General features: G+C 61.6%; 17 protein-coding genes. 9 read left to right on the forward strand and 8 right to left on the reverse strand.

All coding sequences use genetic code 11. The features are described from left to right. The first annotated feature begins 3 nt into the window (after positions 1–3). Complete coding sequence (locus tag BZG29_RS27750; protein WP_150130894.1) at positions 4–351, forward strand: hypothetical protein; 348 nt, start codon at positions 4–6, stop codon at positions 349–351. Positions 352–597: 246 nt separating this feature from the next. Here BZG29_RS27750 and BZG29_RS13350 read toward each other — a convergent pair whose 3' ends face one another. Continuing rightward, a complete protein-coding gene (locus tag BZG29_RS13350) occupies positions 598–1,131 on the reverse strand; it encodes an ankyrin repeat domain-containing protein (RefSeq protein WP_077403409.1) in 534 nt (177 codons plus the stop codon). 234 nt (positions 1,132–1,365) lie between these two features. Between BZG29_RS13350 and BZG29_RS13355 the strand changes: the two genes are divergently transcribed. Beyond that, entirely contained in the window at positions 1,366–1,734 is a 369-nt protein-coding gene (locus BZG29_RS13355; protein ID WP_077403412.1) for a cupin domain-containing protein, read from the forward strand. A gap of 30 nt (positions 1,735–1,764) precedes the next feature. Here BZG29_RS13355 and BZG29_RS13360 read toward each other — a convergent pair whose 3' ends face one another. Beyond that, positions 1,765–2,964: a YbfB/YjiJ family MFS transporter gene (locus BZG29_RS13360; RefSeq protein WP_077403415.1), complete on the reverse strand. Its 1,200-nt coding sequence runs from the start codon at positions 2,962–2,964 to the stop codon at positions 1,765–1,767. Between the two features lie 312 nt (positions 2,965–3,276). Between BZG29_RS13360 and BZG29_RS13365 the strand changes: the two genes are divergently transcribed. The 3 genes from BZG29_RS13365 to BZG29_RS13375 are packed head-to-tail and all read left to right on the forward strand — an operon-like array spanning position 3,277 to position 4,987. After that, complete coding sequence (locus BZG29_RS13365; RefSeq protein WP_077403418.1) at positions 3,277–3,951, forward strand: CsgG/HfaB family protein; 675 nt, start codon at positions 3,277–3,279, stop codon at positions 3,949–3,951. 8 nt (positions 3,952–3,959) lie between these two features. Then, positions 3,960–4,328 (forward strand): DUF4810 domain-containing protein, encoded by a 369-nt coding sequence (locus BZG29_RS13370; protein WP_253192869.1) that lies wholly within the window; start codon positions 3,960–3,962, stop codon positions 4,326–4,328. A 47-nt stretch (positions 4,329–4,375) separates the two neighbouring features. Then, the gene (locus BZG29_RS13375) at positions 4,376–4,987 is read left to right on the forward strand and encodes a DUF799 domain-containing protein (RefSeq protein ID WP_225242261.1); all 612 of its coding nucleotides are present in this window, start codon (positions 4,376–4,378) and stop codon (positions 4,985–4,987) included. Positions 4,988–5,078: 91 nt separating this feature from the next. Here the strand turns inward: BZG29_RS13375 and BZG29_RS13380 are convergent, their stop codons facing one another. Next, a complete protein-coding gene (locus tag BZG29_RS13380; protein WP_077403421.1) occupies positions 5,079–5,915 on the reverse strand; it encodes a siderophore-interacting protein in 837 nt (278 codons plus the stop codon). Between the two features lie 92 nt (positions 5,916–6,007). Here BZG29_RS13380 and BZG29_RS13385 point away from each other — a divergent pair, with 92 nt between their 5' ends. Continuing rightward, positions 6,008–6,586 (forward strand): TetR/AcrR family transcriptional regulator, encoded by a 579-nt coding sequence (locus tag BZG29_RS13385; RefSeq protein WP_077403424.1) that lies wholly within the window; start codon positions 6,008–6,010, stop codon positions 6,584–6,586. A 52-nt stretch (positions 6,587–6,638) separates the two neighbouring features. Here BZG29_RS13385 and BZG29_RS13390 read toward each other — a convergent pair whose 3' ends face one another. Further along, positions 6,639–7,739 carry a tryptophan 7-halogenase gene (locus BZG29_RS13390; RefSeq protein ID WP_077403428.1) on the reverse strand — a complete coding sequence of 367 codons (1,101 nt, stop codon included), beginning with the start codon at positions 7,737–7,739 and terminating at the stop codon, positions 6,639–6,641. Further along, a complete protein-coding gene (locus BZG29_RS13395; protein ID WP_077403431.1) occupies positions 7,736–9,601 on the reverse strand; it encodes a LodA/GoxA family CTQ-dependent oxidase in 1,866 nt (621 codons plus the stop codon). The genes BZG29_RS13390 and BZG29_RS13395 overlap by 4 nt, the downstream gene beginning before the upstream one ends. Positions 9,602–9,850: 249 nt before the next feature. Between BZG29_RS13395 and BZG29_RS28145 the strand changes: the two genes are divergently transcribed. From BZG29_RS28145 to BZG29_RS13405, 3 genes are all read left to right on the forward strand, one after another. Then, entirely contained in the window at positions 9,851–10,027 is a 177-nt protein-coding gene (locus BZG29_RS28145; protein WP_171985005.1) for a hypothetical protein, read from the forward strand. A gap of 77 nt (positions 10,028–10,104) precedes the next feature. Then, positions 10,105–10,770, forward strand: coding sequence for a response regulator transcription factor (locus tag BZG29_RS13400; RefSeq protein ID WP_077403434.1), 666 nt, complete (start codon positions 10,105–10,107; stop codon positions 10,768–10,770). Continuing rightward, entirely contained in the window at positions 10,764–12,074 is a 1,311-nt protein-coding gene (locus BZG29_RS13405) for an ATP-binding protein (protein ID WP_077403437.1), read from the forward strand. Before BZG29_RS13400 ends, BZG29_RS13405 begins: the two co-directional genes overlap by 7 nt. 68 nt (positions 12,075–12,142) lie before the next feature. On the opposite strand, the gene BZG29_RS13410 is transcribed toward BZG29_RS13405, so the two are convergent. From BZG29_RS13410 to BZG29_RS13420, 3 genes are all read right to left on the reverse strand, one after another. Next, positions 12,143–18,700 (reverse strand): DUF3320 domain-containing protein, encoded by a 6,558-nt coding sequence (locus tag BZG29_RS13410; protein WP_216350367.1) that lies wholly within the window; start codon positions 18,698–18,700, stop codon positions 12,143–12,145. A gap of 265 nt (positions 18,701–18,965) precedes the next feature. Continuing rightward, positions 18,966–19,604 (reverse strand): NAD(P)H-dependent oxidoreductase, encoded by a 639-nt coding sequence (locus tag BZG29_RS13415; RefSeq protein ID WP_077403440.1) that lies wholly within the window; start codon positions 19,602–19,604, stop codon positions 18,966–18,968. Positions 19,605–19,724: 120 nt separating this feature from the next. Then, positions 19,725–20,723, reverse strand: coding sequence for an aldo/keto reductase (locus BZG29_RS13420; RefSeq protein ID WP_077403443.1), 999 nt, complete (start codon positions 20,721–20,723; stop codon positions 19,725–19,727). Between the last annotated feature and the right edge of the window lie 106 nt (positions 20,724–20,829).

The following is a 20,829-nucleotide window of genomic DNA, read 5'->3' on the forward strand; positions in this document are numbered from 1 at the left end:
AAAATGGAATCGAAAGATATTGAAATATCTAAAGAAGTTGGAAAATATTTATATAATATCGCTCCGGAAGATGCAAAAATAATTTTGATGATTGCAGTCATTTCTCCTGAAGGTGATGTTGGTCGATTTGAGTTTTATTCAAATAACGGAGTCGCCGAAAGCAATTTCTCCATCAGTGATTTGGAGACTAAGAAACTTCTTGATTTGGTTAGTGAACATCAGCAATTCATGGTCAGCAATAATCAGCCTGCATGGACACGTTGCGAATTTACGGTAAATGTTGATGCCGGTAAATTCTCTATGGATCTGGGTTATGAGGGGGATTTATTTAAAGAAGGTTCGTTGCGATAATCGACAGGTGACTTTTCATCGGTATGGTGAGGTTTCGTCGAAATGGCGAAGCCTCATTCCGTCCGTGAAATTGTTACTGATCCTGGGTGTCGCAACACCGGGGCACCTCAAGCCGCCGTACTCAGGCCGTCTGCCCCAAGCTGGTCAAAGGGGGAGGGCCGGGGTCAAGTCCGTCATTCGTACACGATCTCAGCCTTGGCCATCTCGATCTGCCGCAAGTTGCGCTTTGTTAAATGCTAACATTGGCTATGCCATCTGCCCCAAGCTGGCCAGGCGGCCCAGGGTTTCTTGCGCATTCATGGACTTGGCCAACGAGACGGCAGTCATGCCGCGGCTGTCCACGGCATCGATGCGGGCGCCGTGTTGCAGCAGCAGGTCGAGGATGACCAGGCGGTTGAACATGGCGGCCATCATCAAGGGGGTCTTGCCGTCCGGACTGGCGCCTTCCACCGTGGCGCCGTGCTGGAGCAGGAGTTCGGCGATGTCCAGGTAACCCTTGTAGGCCACGCCGGCCAGCGGCGTCTGGCCCTGGTCGTTGGGGACGTTGGCGTCGGCGCCCGCTGCCAGCAGCAGGCGCGACGTTTCCAGGTGGCCATGGTAGCTGGCCAGCATGATCAGGCTGTCGCCTTTTTCATTGCGAAAGTTCACTGGCACGCCGTGGGCCACCATGGCGCCCAGTTGCTGCGTATCGCCTTCGCGCACCAGGGCAAACAGGCCCTGGATGAATTCCAGCGTTTCCGCATCCATCGTTTCCGGGATTTTTCGTGCATCGGTGTTCATCGTTTTCTTTCCGTGAAGGTGGGCTATGCCTGCAGTGTAAATGGATGTTGAAGCATTGGCCTGGAAGTTTCAATTGTACGATCCGGCTCCGCATTTGAGGTCAGTGCGGCAGGTGCTTTGCTTGTAAATTTCCATTATTAAACTATATTGGAAAATGATGTGATTTTTATATCGTGTCAGTTATTCCGATTCGGAAATTTAATACTTCCAGAAATTCCAAAGGAGGGACGGGTCATGAGTGCGATGTTAGAAAAGAAATCCTTGGATAAGCCGGACGAAGTCCGCCCATTCAAGGACGGAGCCGGCCGGATGGCTGTCTTTACGCTTGGCGAACAGACCATGGGGCGCGGCGAATTTGAGCCTGGCTGGCGCTGGAGTCTGCACGTAAAACCGATTGCAGGAACCGATTCGTGCCAGGCAGCGCATACCGGCATGGTCCTTGAGGGACGGATGGTGGTAAGGATGAATGATGGCGCCGAAATGGAATATGGCCCGGGTGACGTCTTCTATATGCCACCGGGGCACGACGCCTGGGTGGTTGGAAACCAGCGTTGTGTACTGTTCGATGTCACCGGCGTCGCAAGGTATGCCAAACCGCAATAAGCGGGGCCAATGTATGCGCGAGACAGTCGCTTACACGCCCGCCGTCAGCGCCTTTTGCCGCGCGGCCAGCGCCGCGCCGATGAAGAGGGCGATGGCCGAGGCGATCAAGCCCCGTTCCAGGCCGGCCGGGCCGTCGGCGATCCAGCCGACGACGATCGGGCCGACGATCTGGCCCAGCGCGAATACCGTCGTGTAGGCGCTGATGCCGGCCGTCCAGGATTGCTGCGGCAGGTTATGCCGCACCAGGGCCGTGGTCGACGCCACCACCGACAGGAACACGGCGCCGAAGACGAGGCCGGAGAAGAACACGACGGGGACAAAGCTCGTCAGTGCGGGCAGGATGGTCGCCGCGCCCAGCACGCCATTCAATATCGCCAGCGATTCGCCGCCCTTGTAGCGGTCCAGCATGCGCGCCCAGATGCGCGACGACGCCACCACCGCCAGGCCCAATACCGTGTAGAACACCGTGATCAAGGCGGGCGACATGCCTTGCTGCTTGAGCAGGGCGATGACGAAGGTCATGTAGCCGATGTAGCCGACGCCGAACATGAAGTAGCCGGCCAGGCTGGGCAAAAAGTCGCGCCAGGCGAAGCGCCGCGGCGTGTCGACGGCGCGCGGCGCTTCGCCGATCGCTTTCGCCGGCAAGGCCATGACGGCGGTGGCGAGCAGGCAGGCGATGCCCAGTGCCAGCCACGGCCATTGCCAGGCATGCGCGGCGCCGTGCTCCTGGGCGGCCGCCAGCGCCGCCGGCACCAGCAGGGCCGACAGCGCGATGCCGAAACCCGTGCCGCCATAGTACAGACCGATGTAGAAGCCGGCGCGCTGGCTGTGCATGGAACCGAGCCGCGCCGCCAGCACGCCGCCGGTGATGAAGATGAAGGCGCTGGCCACGCCCGCGCACACGCGCTGCAGGAACAGGGTGGCCGTGTCGCTGACGAGGCCCGACATCAGCATGAAGATGCTGGCCAGCACGGAACCGACGATCAGCAAGCGCCACACGCCCAGGCGGCGCATCAGGGCCGGCGTGGCCAGGGCGCCGAGAAAATAGCCGAGCGCATTGAAGGTGTTCATGGCCCCGGCCAGCAGGTAGGACCAGCCCAGGTCGGCGCGCATGGGCGGCAGCAGCAAGCCATAGGAAAAGCGCGACAGGCCCAGGGCGACGGCGGCGCCCAGCGAGAGCGCCAGCGCCGTGGCCAGCGGATGGGCCGGGGAATGATCGTCTATCGGCATGGCCTTGGGACCCGTCCAGGTGGAAAAGCGTGGCGTTGGCGCCGGAGTGAAACAGGCCGGCGGGCGAGGTCTGTGAGGGACAGTGGCACAGGGCGCTGACGGCGCGCTTTTTTACTGCCAAGTTAATGAATCGGCCCCGGGAAGTCAAGCAGGGCCGCGCCTGAGTAGCGCGGGCAATCATGCAATCCTTGCCATCGTTACTTTTGGAGAGAATTGTGAGACATGCAATACCATATAATTGCTATTAGGAAATTAACTTGCCAAAAATCAATTTCGCAGGTTGCTCCTGATCCTCCATATCATAAGGGCACTATGAACAAGAATAAACCCGGCGCGTTGTTGATTGCAGCGCTGATTGGCGCGGCGTTGGCTGGTTGCGCTTCCGAATCCTCGCAAGCTTTGGCTGTCCCCACGGTTGCCAGCGCAGCCCGTCCCTACGTTGGTCCACGCACCCTGATCGCTGTCGGCAAATTCGACAACCGCTCGAACTTCATGCGCGGCATCTTTTCCGATGGCGTCGACCGCTTGGGCAGCCAGTCGAAAACGATTCTGATTGCGCACCTGCAGACGTCCAACCGTTTCAATGTGCTCGACCGCGACAACATGGCGGAACTCAAGCAGGAAGCCGAGTTCAAGAAGCAGGGCCAGAATATCAAGGGCGCCGATTTCGTCGTCACGGGCGACGTGACCGAATTCGGCCGCAAGGAAGTTGGCGACAAGCAATTGTTCGGCATCATGGGCCGCGGCAAGACGCAAGTGGCATATGCCAAGGTCACCTTGAACGTCGTCAACATCGCCACCTCGGAAGTCGTGTTTTCGGCCGCCGGCGCCGGCGAATACAGCCTGTCGAACCGCGAAGTGCTGGGTTTTGGCGGCACCGCCAGCTATGACGCGACCCTCAACGGCAAGGTGCTGGACCTGGCCATGCGCGAAGCGGTCGAGCGCCTGGTGGCTGGTGTCGAAGCGGGCGCAATGCGCAAACAATAAGGTATCCCATGAAAACAATGATGAACAAGGGCGCAGCCCTGCTGGCGCTGCTCGCCTGTGCCGCCCTGACCGGTTGTGCCACGCAATCGAAGACCCTGTACCAATGGGAAGGCTACGAGCCGCAAGTGTACGAATACCTGAAGGGTGAAAGCCCTGAACAGCAGATCGCTGCCATGGAAAAAGACTTGCAAGTGATCGGCGCGAAGGGCAACCATGCGCCGCCGGGCTACCACGCCCACCTGGGCATGCTGTACTCGATCGCGGGCAAGCCGGAACAGGTCGAAGCGCAGTTCGAAGACGAGAAAAAACTGTTTCCGGAATCGACGCCGTACATGGACTTCCTGTTGGGCAAATTGAAAAAAGGCGAGAAATTATGATGTCGCGCATGTTGAAAATGGCCTTGTGCCTGGGTCCCGCCATCTTCATGGTCGGTTGCGCCACCAAGCAGGCGGCATACGATTACACCGCCTTCAAGGCAGCCAAGCCCCGTTCCATCGTGGTCTTGCCGCCGTTGAACAACTCGCCGGAAGTCAATGCCGGCAACAGCGTCTACGCGCAAGTGACGTATCCGCTGGCCGAAGCGGGATACTATGTGCTGCCGGTGGCCGTGGTCGGTGAAACCTTCAAGCAGAACGGCTTGACGAACGCCGCCGATATCCACGGCGTCGATGCGAAAAAGCTCAATGAGATCTTTGGCGCCGATGCGGGCCTGTACGTGACGATCTCCAAGTACGGCACGACCTATGCCGTGATTGACAGCGTGACGGTGGTGTCGGTCGATGCCAAGCTGGTGGACCTGAAGACGGGCGCCTTGCTGTGGCAGGGCGCGGCCAGCGCGTCCAGCAACGAAGGCAATAACAGCGGCGGCGGCGGCCTGGTCGGCATGCTGGTGACGGCGGCCGTCAAGCAGATCATCAACACCAGCACCGATGCCAGCCATCCGCTCGCTGGCACGGCGAATGCGCGCATGTTGTCGGCCGGCGTGCCGAATGGCCTGCTGTACGGTCCCCGTTCGGAACGCTACCTGGCGCAGTAATCGTTCGATGAAACCCCGCACAGGCCCTGCATCCGCCAGGGCCTGTGGCGCTTCGGTTTCACTTCAGCTGGAGCGCGCGGAGTCGCGCTGTCTATACTTCGACGGCCAGGTCGTCGAAATCGGCCAGGGTGCCGCCATCGGCGATCAGTTGCTCGAAGCTTTGCCGGCGGCGCAGATCGATGTCCGTGTTGCTGACTCCCCGTTTCCAGTAGCCCGCCACCAGCACCTGGTCTTTCGCCAAGCCCGCGTCGACGCGAAAATGCTGGCGGATGGCGCGCATTTCATCGCGCTCGCCGGCGCCCCAGATCACGTAATCGTGCGGATCTTGTAACGCCCTGGCGCGGGCCGCCAGCGGCCCGTCCGGCGCCACGTGGGCCGTGCCGAGGCGTTGCAGTGCCAGGCCCGGCACGATGGGCAGCTCGGCAAAGGCGGCCGCATCATCCGTCACCACCCAGCCGATGCCGCTCGCGCCGGCGGGCCACTGCTGCAACATCGCGTACAGCGCGGGTATGCCCGTCTCGTCGAGGAAGAGGGCAGGCTTGCGTTCGTTTCCAGCAGGAACGACGAACTGCGGGCGCGGCCCCGTCAGGCGGAAGACCTCCCCCACGCGCAGGCTGTTACCCCAGTGCATCATCGGACTCGCGTGTGCATGCCGCACGATATCGAAGGTAAACGCGCCTGCCTGCGCGTCAAAGCTGCGCACGGTGTAGATGCGCGACGCGCCGCCATCGAGGTGGATGCGGAAGGCCACGTTGGGCAGTGCCCATTGGGGATCGTCGCCGGAGCGGTCCAGGCGGGCCGTGACGCGCAGCACGCTGGGAACGGGGAGCGCGATGGCGCTGACGACGGCCGTGACGTCATGCAGGCTGCGGTCATGCTTGGCATTGCGCAGGGGGCCGCCGGATTGCTGTTCCAGGGGTGTTGCCATGGTAAGTACTCCTTGGTATCGGGTAATTAGTTTCATCATGCTAAACTAATTAACTGAAACCGACAACGCAGCTGCCGCCACGGACCATAACGATGACTATTGCAAGCACTTCGCCCCGTCCCGGGCGTCCCCCCAGCATCACGCGCGAACGCATCGCTGACGCCGGCATGGCGGTGGGCCTGCCCGCCATGACGTTTACCGGTGTCGCCACCTTGCTCGGGGTCAGCCATGTGGCGCTGTACAGGCATGTGGCGAACCTGGCGGCGCTCAAGCTGCTGGTGGCCGAGGAAATTTTTGTTCGATGGAAACTGCCGGCGACGGGCAACGACGACCTGGAGGGCTATCTGCTGCGTTTCAGCGCCTCGCTGCGCGCGCTGGTCAAGTCGCATCCGGGGCTGGCGCCGTACTTGCGGCGCAGAAAAGCGACGACGCCGGCCATGCTGGCCCGGATCGACGCCCACCAGGCGCAGGTAGCGGACAGCTACCGGCTGCCCAGGGAGCGCGCCCGCTGGCTGCTGTCGACCGTGGCCTTCCACTGCGTGGCCCTGGCCGACACCGTGTATGCGCCGGCCGGCGACGCCTGGGAAGCAGAGGACGATGCGTTCATCGAGGCCGAGTTCGACCTGGGCATGCGCGCGCTGGTGATCGGGGCGCTGGCCATGCAGCCATAGCGGCAGCGCGTGGCAGCACGGCGGCGCGGCGATTTTTTTGCGGGCCAGCGGGTCAGCGGGCCGCGAACGGCCGGCGCCGGCTCCAGAATGGCGCCGACGGCCAGCGTGTTTCTTGGCCGTAACAGTATGCCAGGTGGCGTCCGTATGCCGCGCCGATGGCCGCCAGTTCCGCATTGTATTGCTGGAAAGCCGTGGCGTCGCCCTGCAGCGTGCGGTCGGCCGCCTCGGCGGCGGCCAGGCCCGTGTACAGGGCGTTGAAGATGCCTTGCGACGACAGCGGATCGAAGCTCAGGGCCGCGTCGCCGGCGGCGAACCAGCCCGGTCCTGCGGCGGCATCCAGAGCGGCCGTATGGGCGGGCGTGGCCAGGGCCGGTGTATCGGCCCCGTAGCCTTGCTGCTCCAGCAATTCCCGCGTGGCCGGCAAGCGCCGTGCCGCCGCTTCCAGCCAGCCGGCATCGCGCAGGGTGGTGTTGCCGAGCAAGTCCGCATCCGTATGCAGGGCCAGCACGCGGCGCTGGCCGGGCAGGGGCGCGCTGTACCACCAGCCGTATTCGCACGCCTCGATGTGGGCAAAGCCCCGCGCGGAGGGTGTGCGTTCATGCCCGTATTGCCATATCGATACCAGCCGGTCGCTGTGCCGGCGCTGCGCGCCCGCTTTGCGGGCCAGCCGGGCGCTGCGTCCCGTGGCGTCGATGACGATGCGCGCCGCTGCGTCGCACGGGCCGCGCGGCGTTTCCAGCCGGACTCTCCAGCCGCCATCGTCCGGCGCGATGTCCGCCACCCTGGCCGAGGCCAGCAGGGCGGCGCCGCGTTGGCGCGCCTCGTCGCGCAGCCACAGGTCGAAGGTGCCGCGCGCCAGGTGCCAGCCGTGGCCGTCGGGGGCGCTGAGGAAGTGGTGTTCCGCCCAGGCGCCATTCCACCACGCGCGGTTGCCGTGGTAGGGCGCATGGCCCTGGCGCAGGAAAGCGTCGAGCAAGCCCATGTCCTGCAGCAGGCGCGCGGCGGCCGGCGGCAGCGATTCGCCGATGCGTGCCAGCGGCGCAGCGAGCCGGTCGACCAGCAAGACCCGGTGCCGCCCCGCCAGGTTCAGGGCGGCCGTGGCGCCGGCCGGACCGGCGCCGACGACGAGCACGTCGGCCTGCAGCGCGGTCACAAGCGGTGCCGCTGCAGGTGCCGCGCTTTTTCCGTGCCTTCCAGGTCGACGTCGACAAACTCGTCCGGTATGGGCGCCGCGGCACGCAATGGCTGCTTGCCGGCGATCGCTTGCGGCAGGTTTTCCACCTGCAGGAAGGCGGGGAAGCCGCTCACGTCCGTGGGGCCGGGGCGTACCTCGACCACGCCCACTTGCGCCAGGTCGGCGATCATGTTGTTGATCTGCTCTTCATAGCTGATGTTGCCCAGCGGACGTATCCACGCGGCGCGCCGGGCGAAGGCGGCCAGGCGGTCGTCGGTGGGGGCTTCCCGGTTCATCACCGTGTCGTAGGCGAGCTTGCTCATCACCTGGTTCGGCACGCGCGCGGGCCAGAAGGTCGGCACGTAGGGATCGTAGTCGGATTGGTAGCCGGAGCGGCAGCTGGCCGTGTCCGTTTGCCAAGGCACGGCCATCCAGCGCGTCACGCCGCCGGCGATCTGCGCCGAGCAGGGGCTGCTGATATTGTCCGGCGTCAACACGGCACCGTAATCCGGCTCCACCCAGCCGGGCGGCCGGTGCGCCAGGCGGAACGGCGCGCTGTACATGCTGGCCTGGCGCATGGGCCAGGTCATTTCGCAGCCGGGGTGGAAGGCGTCGGCCAGGCAGAATTCCATGGCCGCGCGCAGCAGGGTGTCCGGTTGCTGCGCCAGTTCCACGTCGGCCAGGCTTTGCGGCGGCGTCTTGCCGGGCGCATAGTCGTCCGTGAACTTGCCGTCGGCCCATTGCTTGAGGAAGCGCAACTGCAAATTGCTCAGCGCGCAGTTCTGGCGCGGCGTGTCTGCCGGCGGGATGGCCATCGCATCGCCATACAGCCATGGCCACGGCGAAGGCGCCCAGGCGTCGCGCTCGAACTGGCGGAACTGGTTATAGATGACGTTGCGCCACTCCTGGCGGTTTTCGGACGGGCTGGCCAGGCGCGCCATCCATTCGTCGCGGCTGAACGGCGTGCTGCCATCCCAGCCGAAGGCGGCCGCGAAGCCGGCATTGACCCATTGCAGGTTGGACAGGCGCTCGAAAATGGGACGGATGTCGTCCTGGAACGAGGGAACGGCAGGCGCGGTAATTTTGCCTTCGGAAACAAACAGGTCGCGCATCAAGTCCCACATGGTGCGCACCGACTTTTGCTGCGGCGCGTAGTCGGGCGGGGCGACAACCACCCAGGCCATGTCGACGGGCAAGGCATGGCCCTGGTAGTGCACCGTGGCGCAGACGGGGCCGTCGGCCGTGTCGTCATGCCAGCCTTCGTTGTTGGCGAAGGTGATGGCGCGCGCGCCATTCCACGAGGCCGACTTGCCATGGCCGCCCAGCACGATCAGCCGTCCCATGGCGTCCGTGCGCAATTCGCCCAGGTAGACGGGCGTGCCCATGAAGCGGCCGCTGTCGAAGGCGACGGCCGGCTGTTCGCTGCCGCCGATCTTGCGCTCGCCCGGCGTGATGGACAGTTGCGCGCGGTCGGTGACGGCCATGTTGCGCAGGAACGAGGGCTGGGTGACATTCGCCTCGGGAATGTCGAGCGCGATCTGGAACTGGTACCACGCCGCCTTGGTGTTGGCCAGGGTGACGGACCATTCGATGTCGGCATTGCTGGCGTTCAACTCGGCCACGGCCACGCCGGCGGCGTTCAGGCCGTAGATGCGAAAGCCCGCCGCCTGGCGCTTGATGGCCCCGGACGCATCGCGGTAATAGCCGGCCGGCCGCGGCGCCGGTTCCGGCACCTCCGGTCCCAGGAAGTATTCGCTGGGGCTGTTGCCCACGCGGGCAATGCCGATGGGCGGATAAATCGCCGCCTTGACGATGACGGTATCTTGGGTGGAACTGGACATGGCATGCCTTTCCAGGTGGCGTGGAGGGAAGGAAAATATACCGTATAAAAAACGCGCCAAATGCGCACATAGTCACGGTATCGCGAATTCACGCCCTGCATGGCATGGGCGGACACGCGGGCAATTCAGTTGCTGCGGAGATTGACTTGTTGCCGGCATGTAGCTATCTTGGATTGGCATTGCCCGTTTATCAATATATAAAATAATGTATTGATCCGATATTTTTCTATGCAACCTTTGAGGAATGATATGAAAATCAAGGCTGTTTTCTGTGTTGGCGCGGTATCCCTGCTGGCCTTTCTGCCCGTATCGCAAGCGGCCCAGCCTGGCGAGGCGCTCGCTGCGGCGGCACCGCTTGCGAAAGGCGTGGCGCTGTATCCGCAAGAAGGCAATATCCCACCGTTCCGCGGGTCCGGGTCCAAGTAAGGCCGCCGCGGCGGCCCATGCGGCGCGGCGCCGGTCAAGGTAAGATAGTGGCTTTTTCAAGACTTTGAGAGGCCCGCGTGCGCGTGTTGCTGGTGGAAGACGATCCGATGATCGGGGAAAGCCTGGTCGAGGGCTTGCGCGGCGAGTGCTATGCCGTGGACTGGGTGCGCGATGGCCACGATGCGGAGCTGGCGCTGGCCGGCTTCGCCTACGATTTGATGCTGCTGGACCTGGGCTTGCCCGGCAAGCAGGGCATGGACGTGCTGCGCGCCATGCGCGCGCGGGGCGCCGAGTTGCCCGTGCTGATCATCACGGCGCGCGACGGCACGCCGGCCCGCGTGGAAGGGCTCGACAGCGGCGCCGACGATTACCTGGTCAAACCGTTCGACCTCGACGAGCTGCTGGCGCGCATCCGCGCGCTGCTGCGCCGCCGCGTCAGCCGTTCGCGCTCCGTCATCGAGCATGGCGCGCTGATCCTCGACCTGGCCAGCCACGACGTCACGTTCGAGGGCGAGCTGATCAAGCTGCCGCCGCGCGAGTTTTCCGTGCTGCGCGCCTTGCTCGACCATCCGGGCAAGGTGGTGTCGAAGCGCCAGCTGAGCGAAAAGCTGTACGGCTGGGATAGCGAAGTGGAAAGCAATACCGTCGACGTGTACGTGTACCAGCTGCGCAAGAAGCTCGGCGCGGACGCCATCCAGACCGTGCGCGGCGTGGGTTACAAGATGCGGGTGGCATCTTGCTGACCATCCGCCGCCAGTTATTGCTCGGTCTGCTGGCCGCCACCCTGCTGTGCGTGCTGGGCGCCGGCATTTCGTTGTTCCGTTCGCTGCTGGAAGAAACCAATGAGCTGGCCGACTTGCAGCTGCGCCAGCTGGCCGTGGCCTTGCCCGACGAGTTCGAGCCGCAGGCGGGCCTGGCCGCCGCGCAAGAGCCGGAAGAAGCGTTCGTGCTGCAGGCGTGGGACGAGGAGGGCCAGCCCTTGCCCGTCCTGCAGGACCAGCCGGCACTGCCGCGCTATGCGCTGGCCGGCTTCGCCGATGTCGAGCTGCACGGCGAGAACTGGCGCCTGTACGGCGAAACGCGGCGCGGCCGCTACGTGCAGGTGGCGCAGGCGCAGGCCGTGCGCGACCAGCTGGCCTGGCGGATGACCATGCGGGCCGGCGCGCCCCTGCTGGTGTTCGCGCTGATCCTGGCGCTGCTGATCGTCGCCGTGGTAGGGCGCGCGCTGGCGCCCCTGCACCGGCTGGCCGAATCCGTGGCGGGCCGTTCGCCTGACGCCCTGACGCCGCTGGCGGCCGACGACATGCCGCCCGAACTGCGGCCCGTGGCGCTGGCGTTGAATAGCCTGATGGGGCAGTTCGAGGCGGCGCTGACGGCGCAGCGCACCTTTGTCGCCGATGCCGCGCATGAATTGCGCTCGCCGCTGACGGCATTGAAACTGCAGCTGCAGGTGGCCGAGCGGGCCGGCAGCGAGGAAGAACGCCGCGTGGCGCTGGCGCGGCTGCACGAACGGCTGGACCGCAGCACGCATCTCGTGCGCCAGTTGCTGAGCCTGGCGCGCCATGAAGCGGCGCTCACGGCCAGCCAGCTGCACACGGTCGACCTGGGACAATTGCTGGAAGCGGCCGTGGGCGACCACAGCGCGCTGGCCGACAGCCGCGCCATCGACCTGGGCGTGGTGGAAGCGCCGTCGGCCAGGGTGCTGGTGCAGGCCGATCCCGACGGCTTGCAAGTGTTGCTGAACAACTTGATCGACAATGCCTTGCGTTACACGCAGCAGGGCGGCAGGGTCGACTTGCAGGCGGCGGTGGAAGAGGGCAGGCCCTTGCTGCGCGTGTCCGACAACGGCCCCGGCGTGCCGCGCCAGCACCATGCGCGCCTGTTCGACCGCTTCTTCCGTCCCGACGGCAACGACGCCTGGGGCTGCGGCCTGGGCCTGTCCATCGTGCGCCACATCGCCGAGCACCACCAGGCCGACATCGCGCTGGCCGACGGCGAGGCGGGGCGGGGCTTGCAGGTGACGGTACGTTTTCCGCAGGCGGCCTGAACGGTCAAAAAATAGATGTCGATCGGTATGACATCAGTGCTCAACACGCTAAAAATGAAGTACCTGCTCTAGCCCATAGCATTGTCCAGTGCGGTCTCTAGCCTTTTGCGGCTACTGGCTCGAACGTGATGCATACCAAGTCGTTTGGCCATCGCCATCACAGCATTGTCGCCAGAGCAACCTTCGCCGGTAATCAGTTGGGCGAGGGAGATCAGTTCCGCCATGCAAATTTCGTCCACGCTGCGTCCGCCGTTCCCGTTGTGGCTGAATATAATAGGACGCTCAGGTTCTCGGTCCCGTGCCCAGAAGAACATGCCGACGTCTTCCTCTGTGAATTTCAGACACGAAAGCGCTATCGAGGAGACGCGCTCCTGAATGCGCGCCCCGGTACGCTGCCAACCGTGCGCCCGTGCGATCCTGCGTGCCAGTACGGTGTCGCGTGATGGCCCATCGAGATCAACGATCTGCTCAATCATCTCTCGAAGATGGCCATCGTAGGATGCTTCAAAAAAAGCGTCGGCGTTCACGTCGCCTACCACTGCAGGGTCAGTCATTTCAAATTGCCGGGTGATCGGTGAGTCAATACCCTGACCGACGACAAAGCGTGAGGCGTATTGGATATCAAGAGCGGGCCTTGTTAATTCGATCATTTTTGTAGGTAGCATCGTTTCTGCTTGTGTCTTGGTTAGGATTTCCTTTGCCTCAGCCTCGGTCGCCTCGCGCTCCGCCACCTTGCTGCGCCTTTGCCTGCTGAACTCCAGCAAGCGCTCTAATGCAGCATGCGTCTTTTCAAGTGTACCTGCCCGGTCTATCCACCAGTCAGTAGACCAGATACGCACGATTTCCCACCCTAAACCGCGCAATACGTGCTCACGTAACATGTCCCGGTCGCGCGCCGTTGCCGAGCGGTGGTAGGTGGCGCCGTCGCACTCGACTCCGCACAGGTAGATGCCAGGCGCATCGGGATGCACCACGCCTAAGTCCACCCGGAAAGACGACGCACCGATTTGGGTATGCACCTGCCAGCCGCGAGAGGCAAGTGCTGCGGCGACTGATTCTTCAAATGGACTGTCGAAGCCACCCAGGCTACCTTTGGTCACCTCGGCCAGTGCGTGGGGGCCACGTTCGGCAAACTCCAAAAAGTGTTTGAGGTCTCGCACTCCAGCGGCCTGCGTGCGAGACAGGTCGAACTGCTCCGGCTTCAGACTAGAAAATACTCTCAACTCCTGGCGCGCACGCGTGATCGCGACATTCAGCCGACGCTCGCCGCCATCGCGGTTCATCGGACCAAAGTTCATCGAGACAGCGCCCGCCAGGTCTGGACCATAGGTAATCGAGAAATAAATGATATCGCGCTCGTCACCCTGCACCGATTCCAGGTTTTTGATAAACAGCGGTTCGAGTTCTGTCTCCGAAAAATATGGTTCCAGAGATGGGTCCTTCCGGCGTTCTTCGTCAAGCAAGTCTTCGATCAGGTTCATCTGTTCGGTATTGAAGGTGACAACGCCGATTGTCAGTTTCGATTCCTGGAAGTTTGGCGCGCGCAGCTTTGCAACGATATCGGCCACCAGTTCCTTCGCTTCGCGTTTGTTGATGCGCGCGCCACCTTTCTCGTACACGCCATCTACGTGATGGAAGCTGACGGCACGGTCGTCGGCGACCGGCGATGGGAATGTTACCAGGCCACCGCCATAGTAACGATGGTTGGAAAATGCGATCAGGGATTCGTGGCGGCTGCGATAGTGCCAGGCCAGATTCATTGTCGGCAGGTTCGCCCCCATGCATTCGTCGAGAATACTTTCCAGATCGCCTTCGACATCCGCGTCATGGTCCGACGATTCGGCGCGATCAAAAAACGCGGTGGGTGGCAACTGTTTGGGATCACCTACCATCACTACCTGCTTGCCGCGCGCCATGGCGCCTATCGCATCCCATACTGGAATTTGCGATGCTTCGTCGAACACCACTAGATCAAATGCACTGGCATCGGTTGCCAGATACTGGGCAATCGATAACGGACTCATTAACAGACATGGCGCCAGCTTGCCCAGTACCGAGGGAATCTTTTGTATCAGCTCGCGCAACGGCATGTGCTGCTTCTTTTTGTTGATTTCATGACGCAAATCGCCCCATTCCGATTGGCGCGTAACTTCCTCGGAGCGCGGCATGCCGGCGCACAGCGAGGCGCGCACCCATGCGCGCGTGACGTCCGTAAATTGTCGGTCAAGTGCGCGGAAGTCCCCGATCCGTTTTTCATGTTCGACAGAAACGAAGTTGCGGATGACGGTTTCGTTGTCGACAGCCTGATTGAGCCACCAGCGGCTGTAATTGGTTTCAAATGCGCGCAGTGCTTCCGCCGGTTGCACCGTGCCGGTCTCCATTGCGTCGACCAGCGACGCCAGCGACAATGACAGCGCTTCTGTGCGCACCTTGCGCCACGCGCACCATGCTTTCAGGCGTGGTTCTCCGGCAACGATCTGTTTGCAGCAGGTGATCAGCTCGTTTAATGGCAGCTCGTTGAACTGCATGGCTACACCTTCGCTGAATGTGCCGACGGTGGCAAGATTGGCGAGTACGGGCTGCAGGGCGTCATGCGCGGTGCGATACTGAGCGCCAGCACTGGCTAGTACACCGGACGGTGCAAGTAGTGCGTTGCCTTCAATCATCAATTGTTCAAATGCCTGACGTAGCACGCCAGCGTCTTCGATTGTCTCGGCCAGGTTGGCAATTGCCACTGTAAGTACCGAATAAAAGGTTGCTACGCTGTCGATGTCGTCTGCGCGTGTTTGCAGGCCAGCCCAAGTGCCGCCAGTTGAGGCGCGCAGATAATCAAAGGCGCGCAGCTTTTCTTCAAGGATGGCGCGCTGGCGCACATGTTGGTAATCAGTCGCCAGCGCCGGGCCACAGTCTGACGTCGCGACCTCCGCGTGCTCGCCTTGCAGTGCGCCAGCGTCCTGCACAGTGCGCAAGGCAAGCGCGAAGCGCATGGCTGCTGCCAACAGATGTGGACGTGTCACCTGGCCATTCCACAGTCCACCTGTCTCTGCGTTCAGCGGCTGCATGTCGGCGATCTCGGTATTGAGCGCGCGCAGTTGCCGCAAGGGCTCTAACTCCAGAGCTAGCAACTTGCCACATCGCCCGTTCTCGATGATGTCAAATCCCTGGTCATCCCAGGCTTCCTGTCGGCGCGCCTGCCCCAGCACATGCTGCAAGCGCAGCGCTGCCTGAACAAATTCAGGGCGCGTCTTCAAGCCCGCCCAGACGCCTTCGCTTACCGGACCCATTTCTACCTTGTCGATTGCGGACCGCAATTCGCGGATACGTACCAGCAAAGGCAGGTCGCGTGTGACATCGGTATTGCCGTCGCCGGTCACGCAGTCGGTCAGTACTTTGGAGATCTGGCGCTTGCGCATCCACGACAAGGGCCATGTACTGCGTTCTGCTTCGACCCAGCCACGTTGAAGCTGGTGCACATTTAGTGCGTCAACCTGTTCGCCATACTGCACTGAAAGGCTGCTTGTACTCGCGGCCAGATCGTCGAGCAGTTTCAATCCTTTCTCTAACTCGGTCAGTATATCGTCAGACCAAGGTTGGCCCAGTAGTGACATCACGCGGTCACGCTCGTCGAGCAGCGCCAGCGCTTTTTTGCATCGGGCGACGACGGACTCGTTCCATGCAGGACGGATGCGCGCATTCAGTTCACGATGCTGGAGCAACAGTTGGTGCCCTTCTCGTAGATCAGCCAGAAGCTCGCGCGCCTCAGGCCGAAACACGAAGCCCCATTGACGGCCAAAGGCATCAGGCAGCGCCTGCGACAGATCTGCTACTGCCAGGCGCGCGCGACGGCCAGTCGGCAAGCCCGCAAGACTAGTTGCATTTTCAAAATTCGTGATGGCCAATTGTAGTTCTTCAGCTGCTGGCACCACCGCTCTGGTTGCGCTGATGAATGCCTGTTGCCAGGAAGGTGTCCACTCCGCTTGCCTGACTGCCATCAGCGGTCCCTTGAGCAATTCGCTGGCGCCAACCGCCTCGGCATTGACCTGCAGACGGACACTCAAATCGCGCATCGCCTCAAGCTGGGTATGGTCATGCGCATTGGCATCGGCCCAGGAAAGATCGAGTTTAGGTACATCTTCGCCATCGACCACTATGCCGATCGCCTTGTAAATTGTTAGGCCATTGGGATGTCGATGGTGCAGTCGAGCGACATATTGGTTCAATTCATCGCGCAGTCGCTTCAACTTGACCGCCTGAGCGTTCCATTCTTCGGGATTGACTTCGCCTTGAGCCTCCCAAGCTTTCTGCAGCTGGGTGATCACATCGAGCTTGCGTGCCTTGTTCGAGTGCAGTTCTAGACAAAACTCACCCAAACCCACTTCGCGCAAGCGCCGGTACACGACGTCAAGCGCTGCGACCTTCTCCGATACAAACAACACTCGCTTTCCCTCGGCCAGACACTGGGCGATCAGGTTGGCAATGGTCTGGCTCTTGCCCGTACCAGGTGGCCCGATCAGTACAAAATTTTTGCCCTTGGCCCCAGCCATGACTGCAGAGAGTTGTGACGAGTCGGCAGGAAGCGGACAGAATGTCTTGTCAGGAGAAAATTGCGCATCGAGTTCTTTCGGCGGCGGAAACGCTACCGTGGACGGATAGGGTTCGCGCGGACTGTCGATCAAGTGGCGTACGACGGGGTTCTGGCGCAATTGATCCGTTCGCTGGGTTAGGTCAACCCACATCAGATATTTGGCGAACGAGAACGACGCTAGTACCACTTCGTCTGACACTTCCCAGCCCTTGATGTCTCGCACGGCATGAGAAACGGTACGCCAGATCAGCGCGACATCAAGTCCAGCGGCATCCTGCGGCAACTTGCCATCCATGACACCCAGGTTGAGATGGAAGTCTTGCCGCAGCATCTCGATCAGCGTCGGATTAAAGCGCGGTTCGTCTTCATGCAGGCACAAGGTAAAGCCGGAGCGCGCGCTCTTGCGCTGCAGCGACACTGGAATAAGAATCAACGGCGCCTTGCACTTCTGTCCCGCTTTGTCATCGCGCGTCCAGTTCAAAAAGCCCAGTGCCAGGAACAGCGTGTTGGCTCCCCCCTCTTGCAATACCGTGCGGGCACTACGATAGAGATCGACGAGTCGGGTCTCCAGCTCCAGTTCGTTCACGTTGACGAATACCTCGCGCCGTTTCAGCGCATCGAGGGCGTGCTCGCGACGTACATCTTCACGTGCGCGCTGTTCGTGTACTGCCTGGTTACGTGGATCTTGCCCATCCATAAGATCCGGTCTTGGTAGCAAGCGTATCGGCGCACCGTTGGACAGCACATCCTCCAGCAAGCCTGGTTCCGGTGCGTCGATCCTGAGGGATTTTTTGCCGCTTTTGAAATTGAGAAGATTGTTCCGCAGCGATAGGTCAAGCAATTTACGTTGCCATCGGGCCAGCCTGTCGTTCGGATCGAATCCTGGAGGCTCGGTCGTCACCCCGTAGTCCGGCAAATCAGGTGCACCATCGTCAAACGTGGTGGCGGTTGCTTTCATCGCACTATCGGTGGGTGGAAGGATGACCTGGCTTGCACCGCTGGCAAGCGGTTTGATCCGTTGCATGCGGGCACGCCGTATATCAACCACCAGCTCGAATTGTTCTTCGACCTGTTCGGCGATCTGATTGGCTGCTAGATCGGTTGCATACGTAAAGGATGGCGCCGGCCGCGAGGTAATCAGTGTTGTTTCGAACAGGATCAGTTCTTTCAACCGGATGCGTTTGCGGATGGCCGTCACGTCATCGACAACTACTGTGGAAAATTCTTCCTGGCGTAGCCATACGCCAGCGAACGCGTGACCCTTCGTGAATACCACAATAGGATTCAAGCCCGCCTGCTCCAGCGCAGAGCAAAACATCAGCGTCAGGTCGAGGCAGGTGGCAATGCGGGCGTCCATCACCTGCGCCGCACTGCGTACCTTCTGGCCTCGGTGCTCGAAACTGGCTGGCGGCAGTGCGTAGTCCAATCCCAGCCCTGCCACGGCTGTCCACAGAGCCGAGGTCAGTTCCCATGCTCGTTTTGCCCCCCCCTGATAGCCATCCAGCGCCGGGCTTTTTCCCGCCTGTCGCAATACCTCGGCGACTTGCTTGAGCAACCGGTCAATTGCCGGCTCATTTGGTTGGATGAATGCCGCTACGAGGTCGGGGAGGTGGGATAGTCCTCCCCACTGGTTACGCGGCAACAGCTCAACCTTGCGCTCTTCTGTCGCTAGTACACGCTCCGGGGACGAGCCGGCCTTGCCAACCAGTGTCAATGTAATTGTCGAGGTCTCAGCCTCGGTCAATTTGCCCAGTACGATGCCATCCAGCTGAACATCGCAGTCCCTGATGTCGTAGTTGGACTTCGCCTGACAGGCATCTATCAACCAGGTCTTCGATTTCAAAAACGGAGGAAATGATTCTAGGCGCAACCGCAAGTCGGTGATCTCTCCATTACCGTCATTGATAATGGCCAGTTCACGTAGCAGAGGAATGGAGTTCTGGAAGTCTGCTAGGTTCAGCTTGCTGGCATTTGAGATGCGAATTGCGTACTCAGGTGCCGCTTTGACGGGCTGTTCCGCCAGGTCTTCTACTTGTTCCAATTACTTCCCCGTTAATGAATTCAATGAATTTTGTGTCTATTTTTGCAAATTAATTTGCTATAGAGATATTCATCGAATGACATTAACACATGGAGGGAGACAATTACTCACCAAATCTCACTTCAATGAGATTCGGTTCCGTTAGAGTGTTCTTACAGCGACTTGTCCGTGCTGCGTGGCCAAGTTAATCAAGGGTATGGGTGAGTCGCCATGAAAAAAGCGGATGCCGGCGAGGGCATCCGCTTTTCCATCACGGGCGAGGCGCTTACGCCAGCTCGGTGATGAATTGCTCGCGCGCAGGGCGCACTTTTTTCAAGTCCACCAGCCAGTCGCCTTCGTCGGCGCGGTAGCCCAGCGGCAACATGACGACGGAACGCAGGCCTTTTTCGCGCAAGTTCAGGATTTCATCGACCTTGGCCGGATCAAAACCTTCCATCGGCGTCGAATCGACTTGTTCCTGTGCCGCGGCGATCAGGGCCGTGCCCACGCCGATGTAAGCCTGGCGCGCCGCGTGCTGGTAGTTGGTTTCCGCATCGCGCTGCGGATACGTGGCCAGGATTTGCTGGCGGTACGCTTCCCAGCCTTCATTCTTGAAGCCGCGCACCTCGTTGACCAGGTCGAAACGCGCGTTGATGCGTTCCACCGTGTAATTGTCCCAGGCGGCAAACACCAGCAGGTGCGAGGCGTCTGTCACCTGGCCCTGGTTCCACGCATGCGGCTTGATCTGCTCGCGCAGGGCCGGATTCGTCACGACGAAGACTTCGTAAGGATGCAGTCCGCTGGAGCTGGCCGTCAGGCGCACGGCTTCCAGGATGCGCTCGACCTTGTCTTGCGGCACCGTTTTCGTCGGGTCCATTTTCTTGGTGGCGTAGCGCCATTGCAGTGTTTCGAGCAGTGCGGACATGTAAATCCCTTTCATAATGAATAGTTCAGATTGAAAATGATAGCGGATTCAGGCATTTCAAGTGCTGAGGGGCAAAGAATTGCTTAGCGTGCTCAACTTAGCGGACTCCAGCACGGTTGTCTACAGGCCAAGCATGGCAAGTTCCACGTCCGGGTAGCGCGCGCCTTGCACGCTGGCGGGCGCGATGGCGGCGCCGATGGCGGCCAGCTCGGCGTCGCTCACGGTGAGTTGCGCGGCGGCTACGTTCTCTTCCAGGTGCGCCAGGCTGCGGGCGCCGGGTATCGGCACGAGGTCGTCGCCTTGCGCCAGCAGCCAGGCCAGGGCCAGCTGGGCCGCCGTGACGCCGCGCGCCGCCGCCAGGCGTTGCAATTCGGCAACCATATGCGCGTTGGCCGCCATCGCGGGCGGCTGGAAGCGGGGCAGGCTGTGGCGGTAATCGTCCGGCGCCAGCATCGCGCTGGACGTGAGCTGGCCCGTCAGGAAGCCCCGGCCCAGCGGGCTGTAGGGGACGAAACCGATGCCGAGCGCGCGGCAGGCGGGCAGCACGTCCGCTTCCACGTCGCGGCTCCACAGCGAGTATTCGGACTGCACGGCCGCAATCGGGTGCACGGCGTGGGCGCGGCGCAGGGTGGCGGCCGACACTTCCGACAGCCCCAGGTGGCGCACCTTGCCCGCGCGCACCAGGCCGGCCATGGCGCCGACGACGTCTTCGATGGGCACGGCCGGGTCCACGCGGTGCTGGTACAGCAAGTCGATGCATTCGATGCCCAGCCGGGACAGCGATCCTTCCACGGCTTGCACGATGTGCTCGGGGCGGCTGTCGACACCCGCCATGCGTGCCACGCCTTTTCCTTCAGGCAAGATCCTGAAGCCGAACTTGGTGGCGATGCTGACCTTGCCGCGCAGCTGTTTCAGGGCGCGCCCCACCAATTCCTCGTTGGCGTAGGGGCCGTAGACTTCCGCCGTGTCGATCAGGGTCACGCCCAGGTCCACGGCCCGGTGCAGCACGCGCAGCGAGGCGGCTTCGTCCGCGCCGCCGTAGGCAAAGCTCATGCCCATGCAGCCCAGGCCGATGGGGGCGACGCGCAAGCCGGAGTGGCCCAGTGTTCTGTATTCCATTGTCATTTCCTTTCAAAAAAAGATGCAAGGAGTATGGATGAAGCAACAGCATGCGATAAGATGGCTAATCCTGCATGTATTGCTGAATTTTTCTCATGAATTTCTT

It is taken from the genome of Janthinobacterium sp. LM6 (assembly GCF_002002885.1).
Lineage (GTDB): Bacteria > Pseudomonadota > Gammaproteobacteria > Burkholderiales > Burkholderiaceae_D > Janthinobacterium > Janthinobacterium kumbetense.

What these genes read in the sequence shown, in the direction of transcription:
- BZG29_RS27750 (WP_150130894.1), top strand. Translation starts at nt 4, where the DNA reads ATGGAATCGAAAGATATTGAAATATCTAAAGAAGTTGGAAAATATTTA.
- BZG29_RS13350 (WP_077403409.1), bottom strand. Translation starts at nt 1,131, where the DNA reads ATGAACACCGATGCACGAAAAATCCCGGAAACGATGGATGCGGAAACG.
- BZG29_RS13355 (WP_077403412.1), top strand. Translation starts at nt 1,366, where the DNA reads ATGAGTGCGATGTTAGAAAAGAAATCCTTGGATAAGCCGGACGAAGTC.
- BZG29_RS13360 (WP_077403415.1), bottom strand. Translation starts at nt 2,964, where the DNA reads ATGCCGATAGACGATCATTCCCCGGCCCATCCGCTGGCCACGGCGCTG.
- BZG29_RS13365 (WP_077403418.1), top strand. Translation starts at nt 3,277, where the DNA reads ATGAACAAGAATAAACCCGGCGCGTTGTTGATTGCAGCGCTGATTGGC.
- BZG29_RS13370 (WP_253192869.1), top strand. Translation starts at nt 3,960, where the DNA reads ATGAAAACAATGATGAACAAGGGCGCAGCCCTGCTGGCGCTGCTCGCC.
- BZG29_RS13375 (WP_225242261.1), top strand. Translation starts at nt 4,376, where the DNA reads ATGGTCGGTTGCGCCACCAAGCAGGCGGCATACGATTACACCGCCTTC.
- BZG29_RS13380 (WP_077403421.1), bottom strand. Translation starts at nt 5,915, where the DNA reads ATGGCAACACCCCTGGAACAGCAATCCGGCGGCCCCCTGCGCAATGCC.
- BZG29_RS13385 (WP_077403424.1), top strand. Translation starts at nt 6,008, where the DNA reads ATGACTATTGCAAGCACTTCGCCCCGTCCCGGGCGTCCCCCCAGCATC.
- BZG29_RS13395 (WP_077403431.1), bottom strand. Translation starts at nt 9,601, where the DNA reads ATGTCCAGTTCCACCCAAGATACCGTCATCGTCAAGGCGGCGATTTAT.
- BZG29_RS28145 (WP_171985005.1), top strand. Translation starts at nt 9,851, where the DNA reads ATGAAAATCAAGGCTGTTTTCTGTGTTGGCGCGGTATCCCTGCTGGCC.
- BZG29_RS13415 (WP_077403440.1), bottom strand. Translation starts at nt 19,604, where the DNA reads ATGTCCGCACTGCTCGAAACACTGCAATGGCGCTACGCCACCAAGAAA.
- BZG29_RS13420 (WP_077403443.1), bottom strand. Translation starts at nt 20,723, where the DNA reads ATGGAATACAGAACACTGGGCCACTCCGGCTTGCGCGTCGCCCCCATC.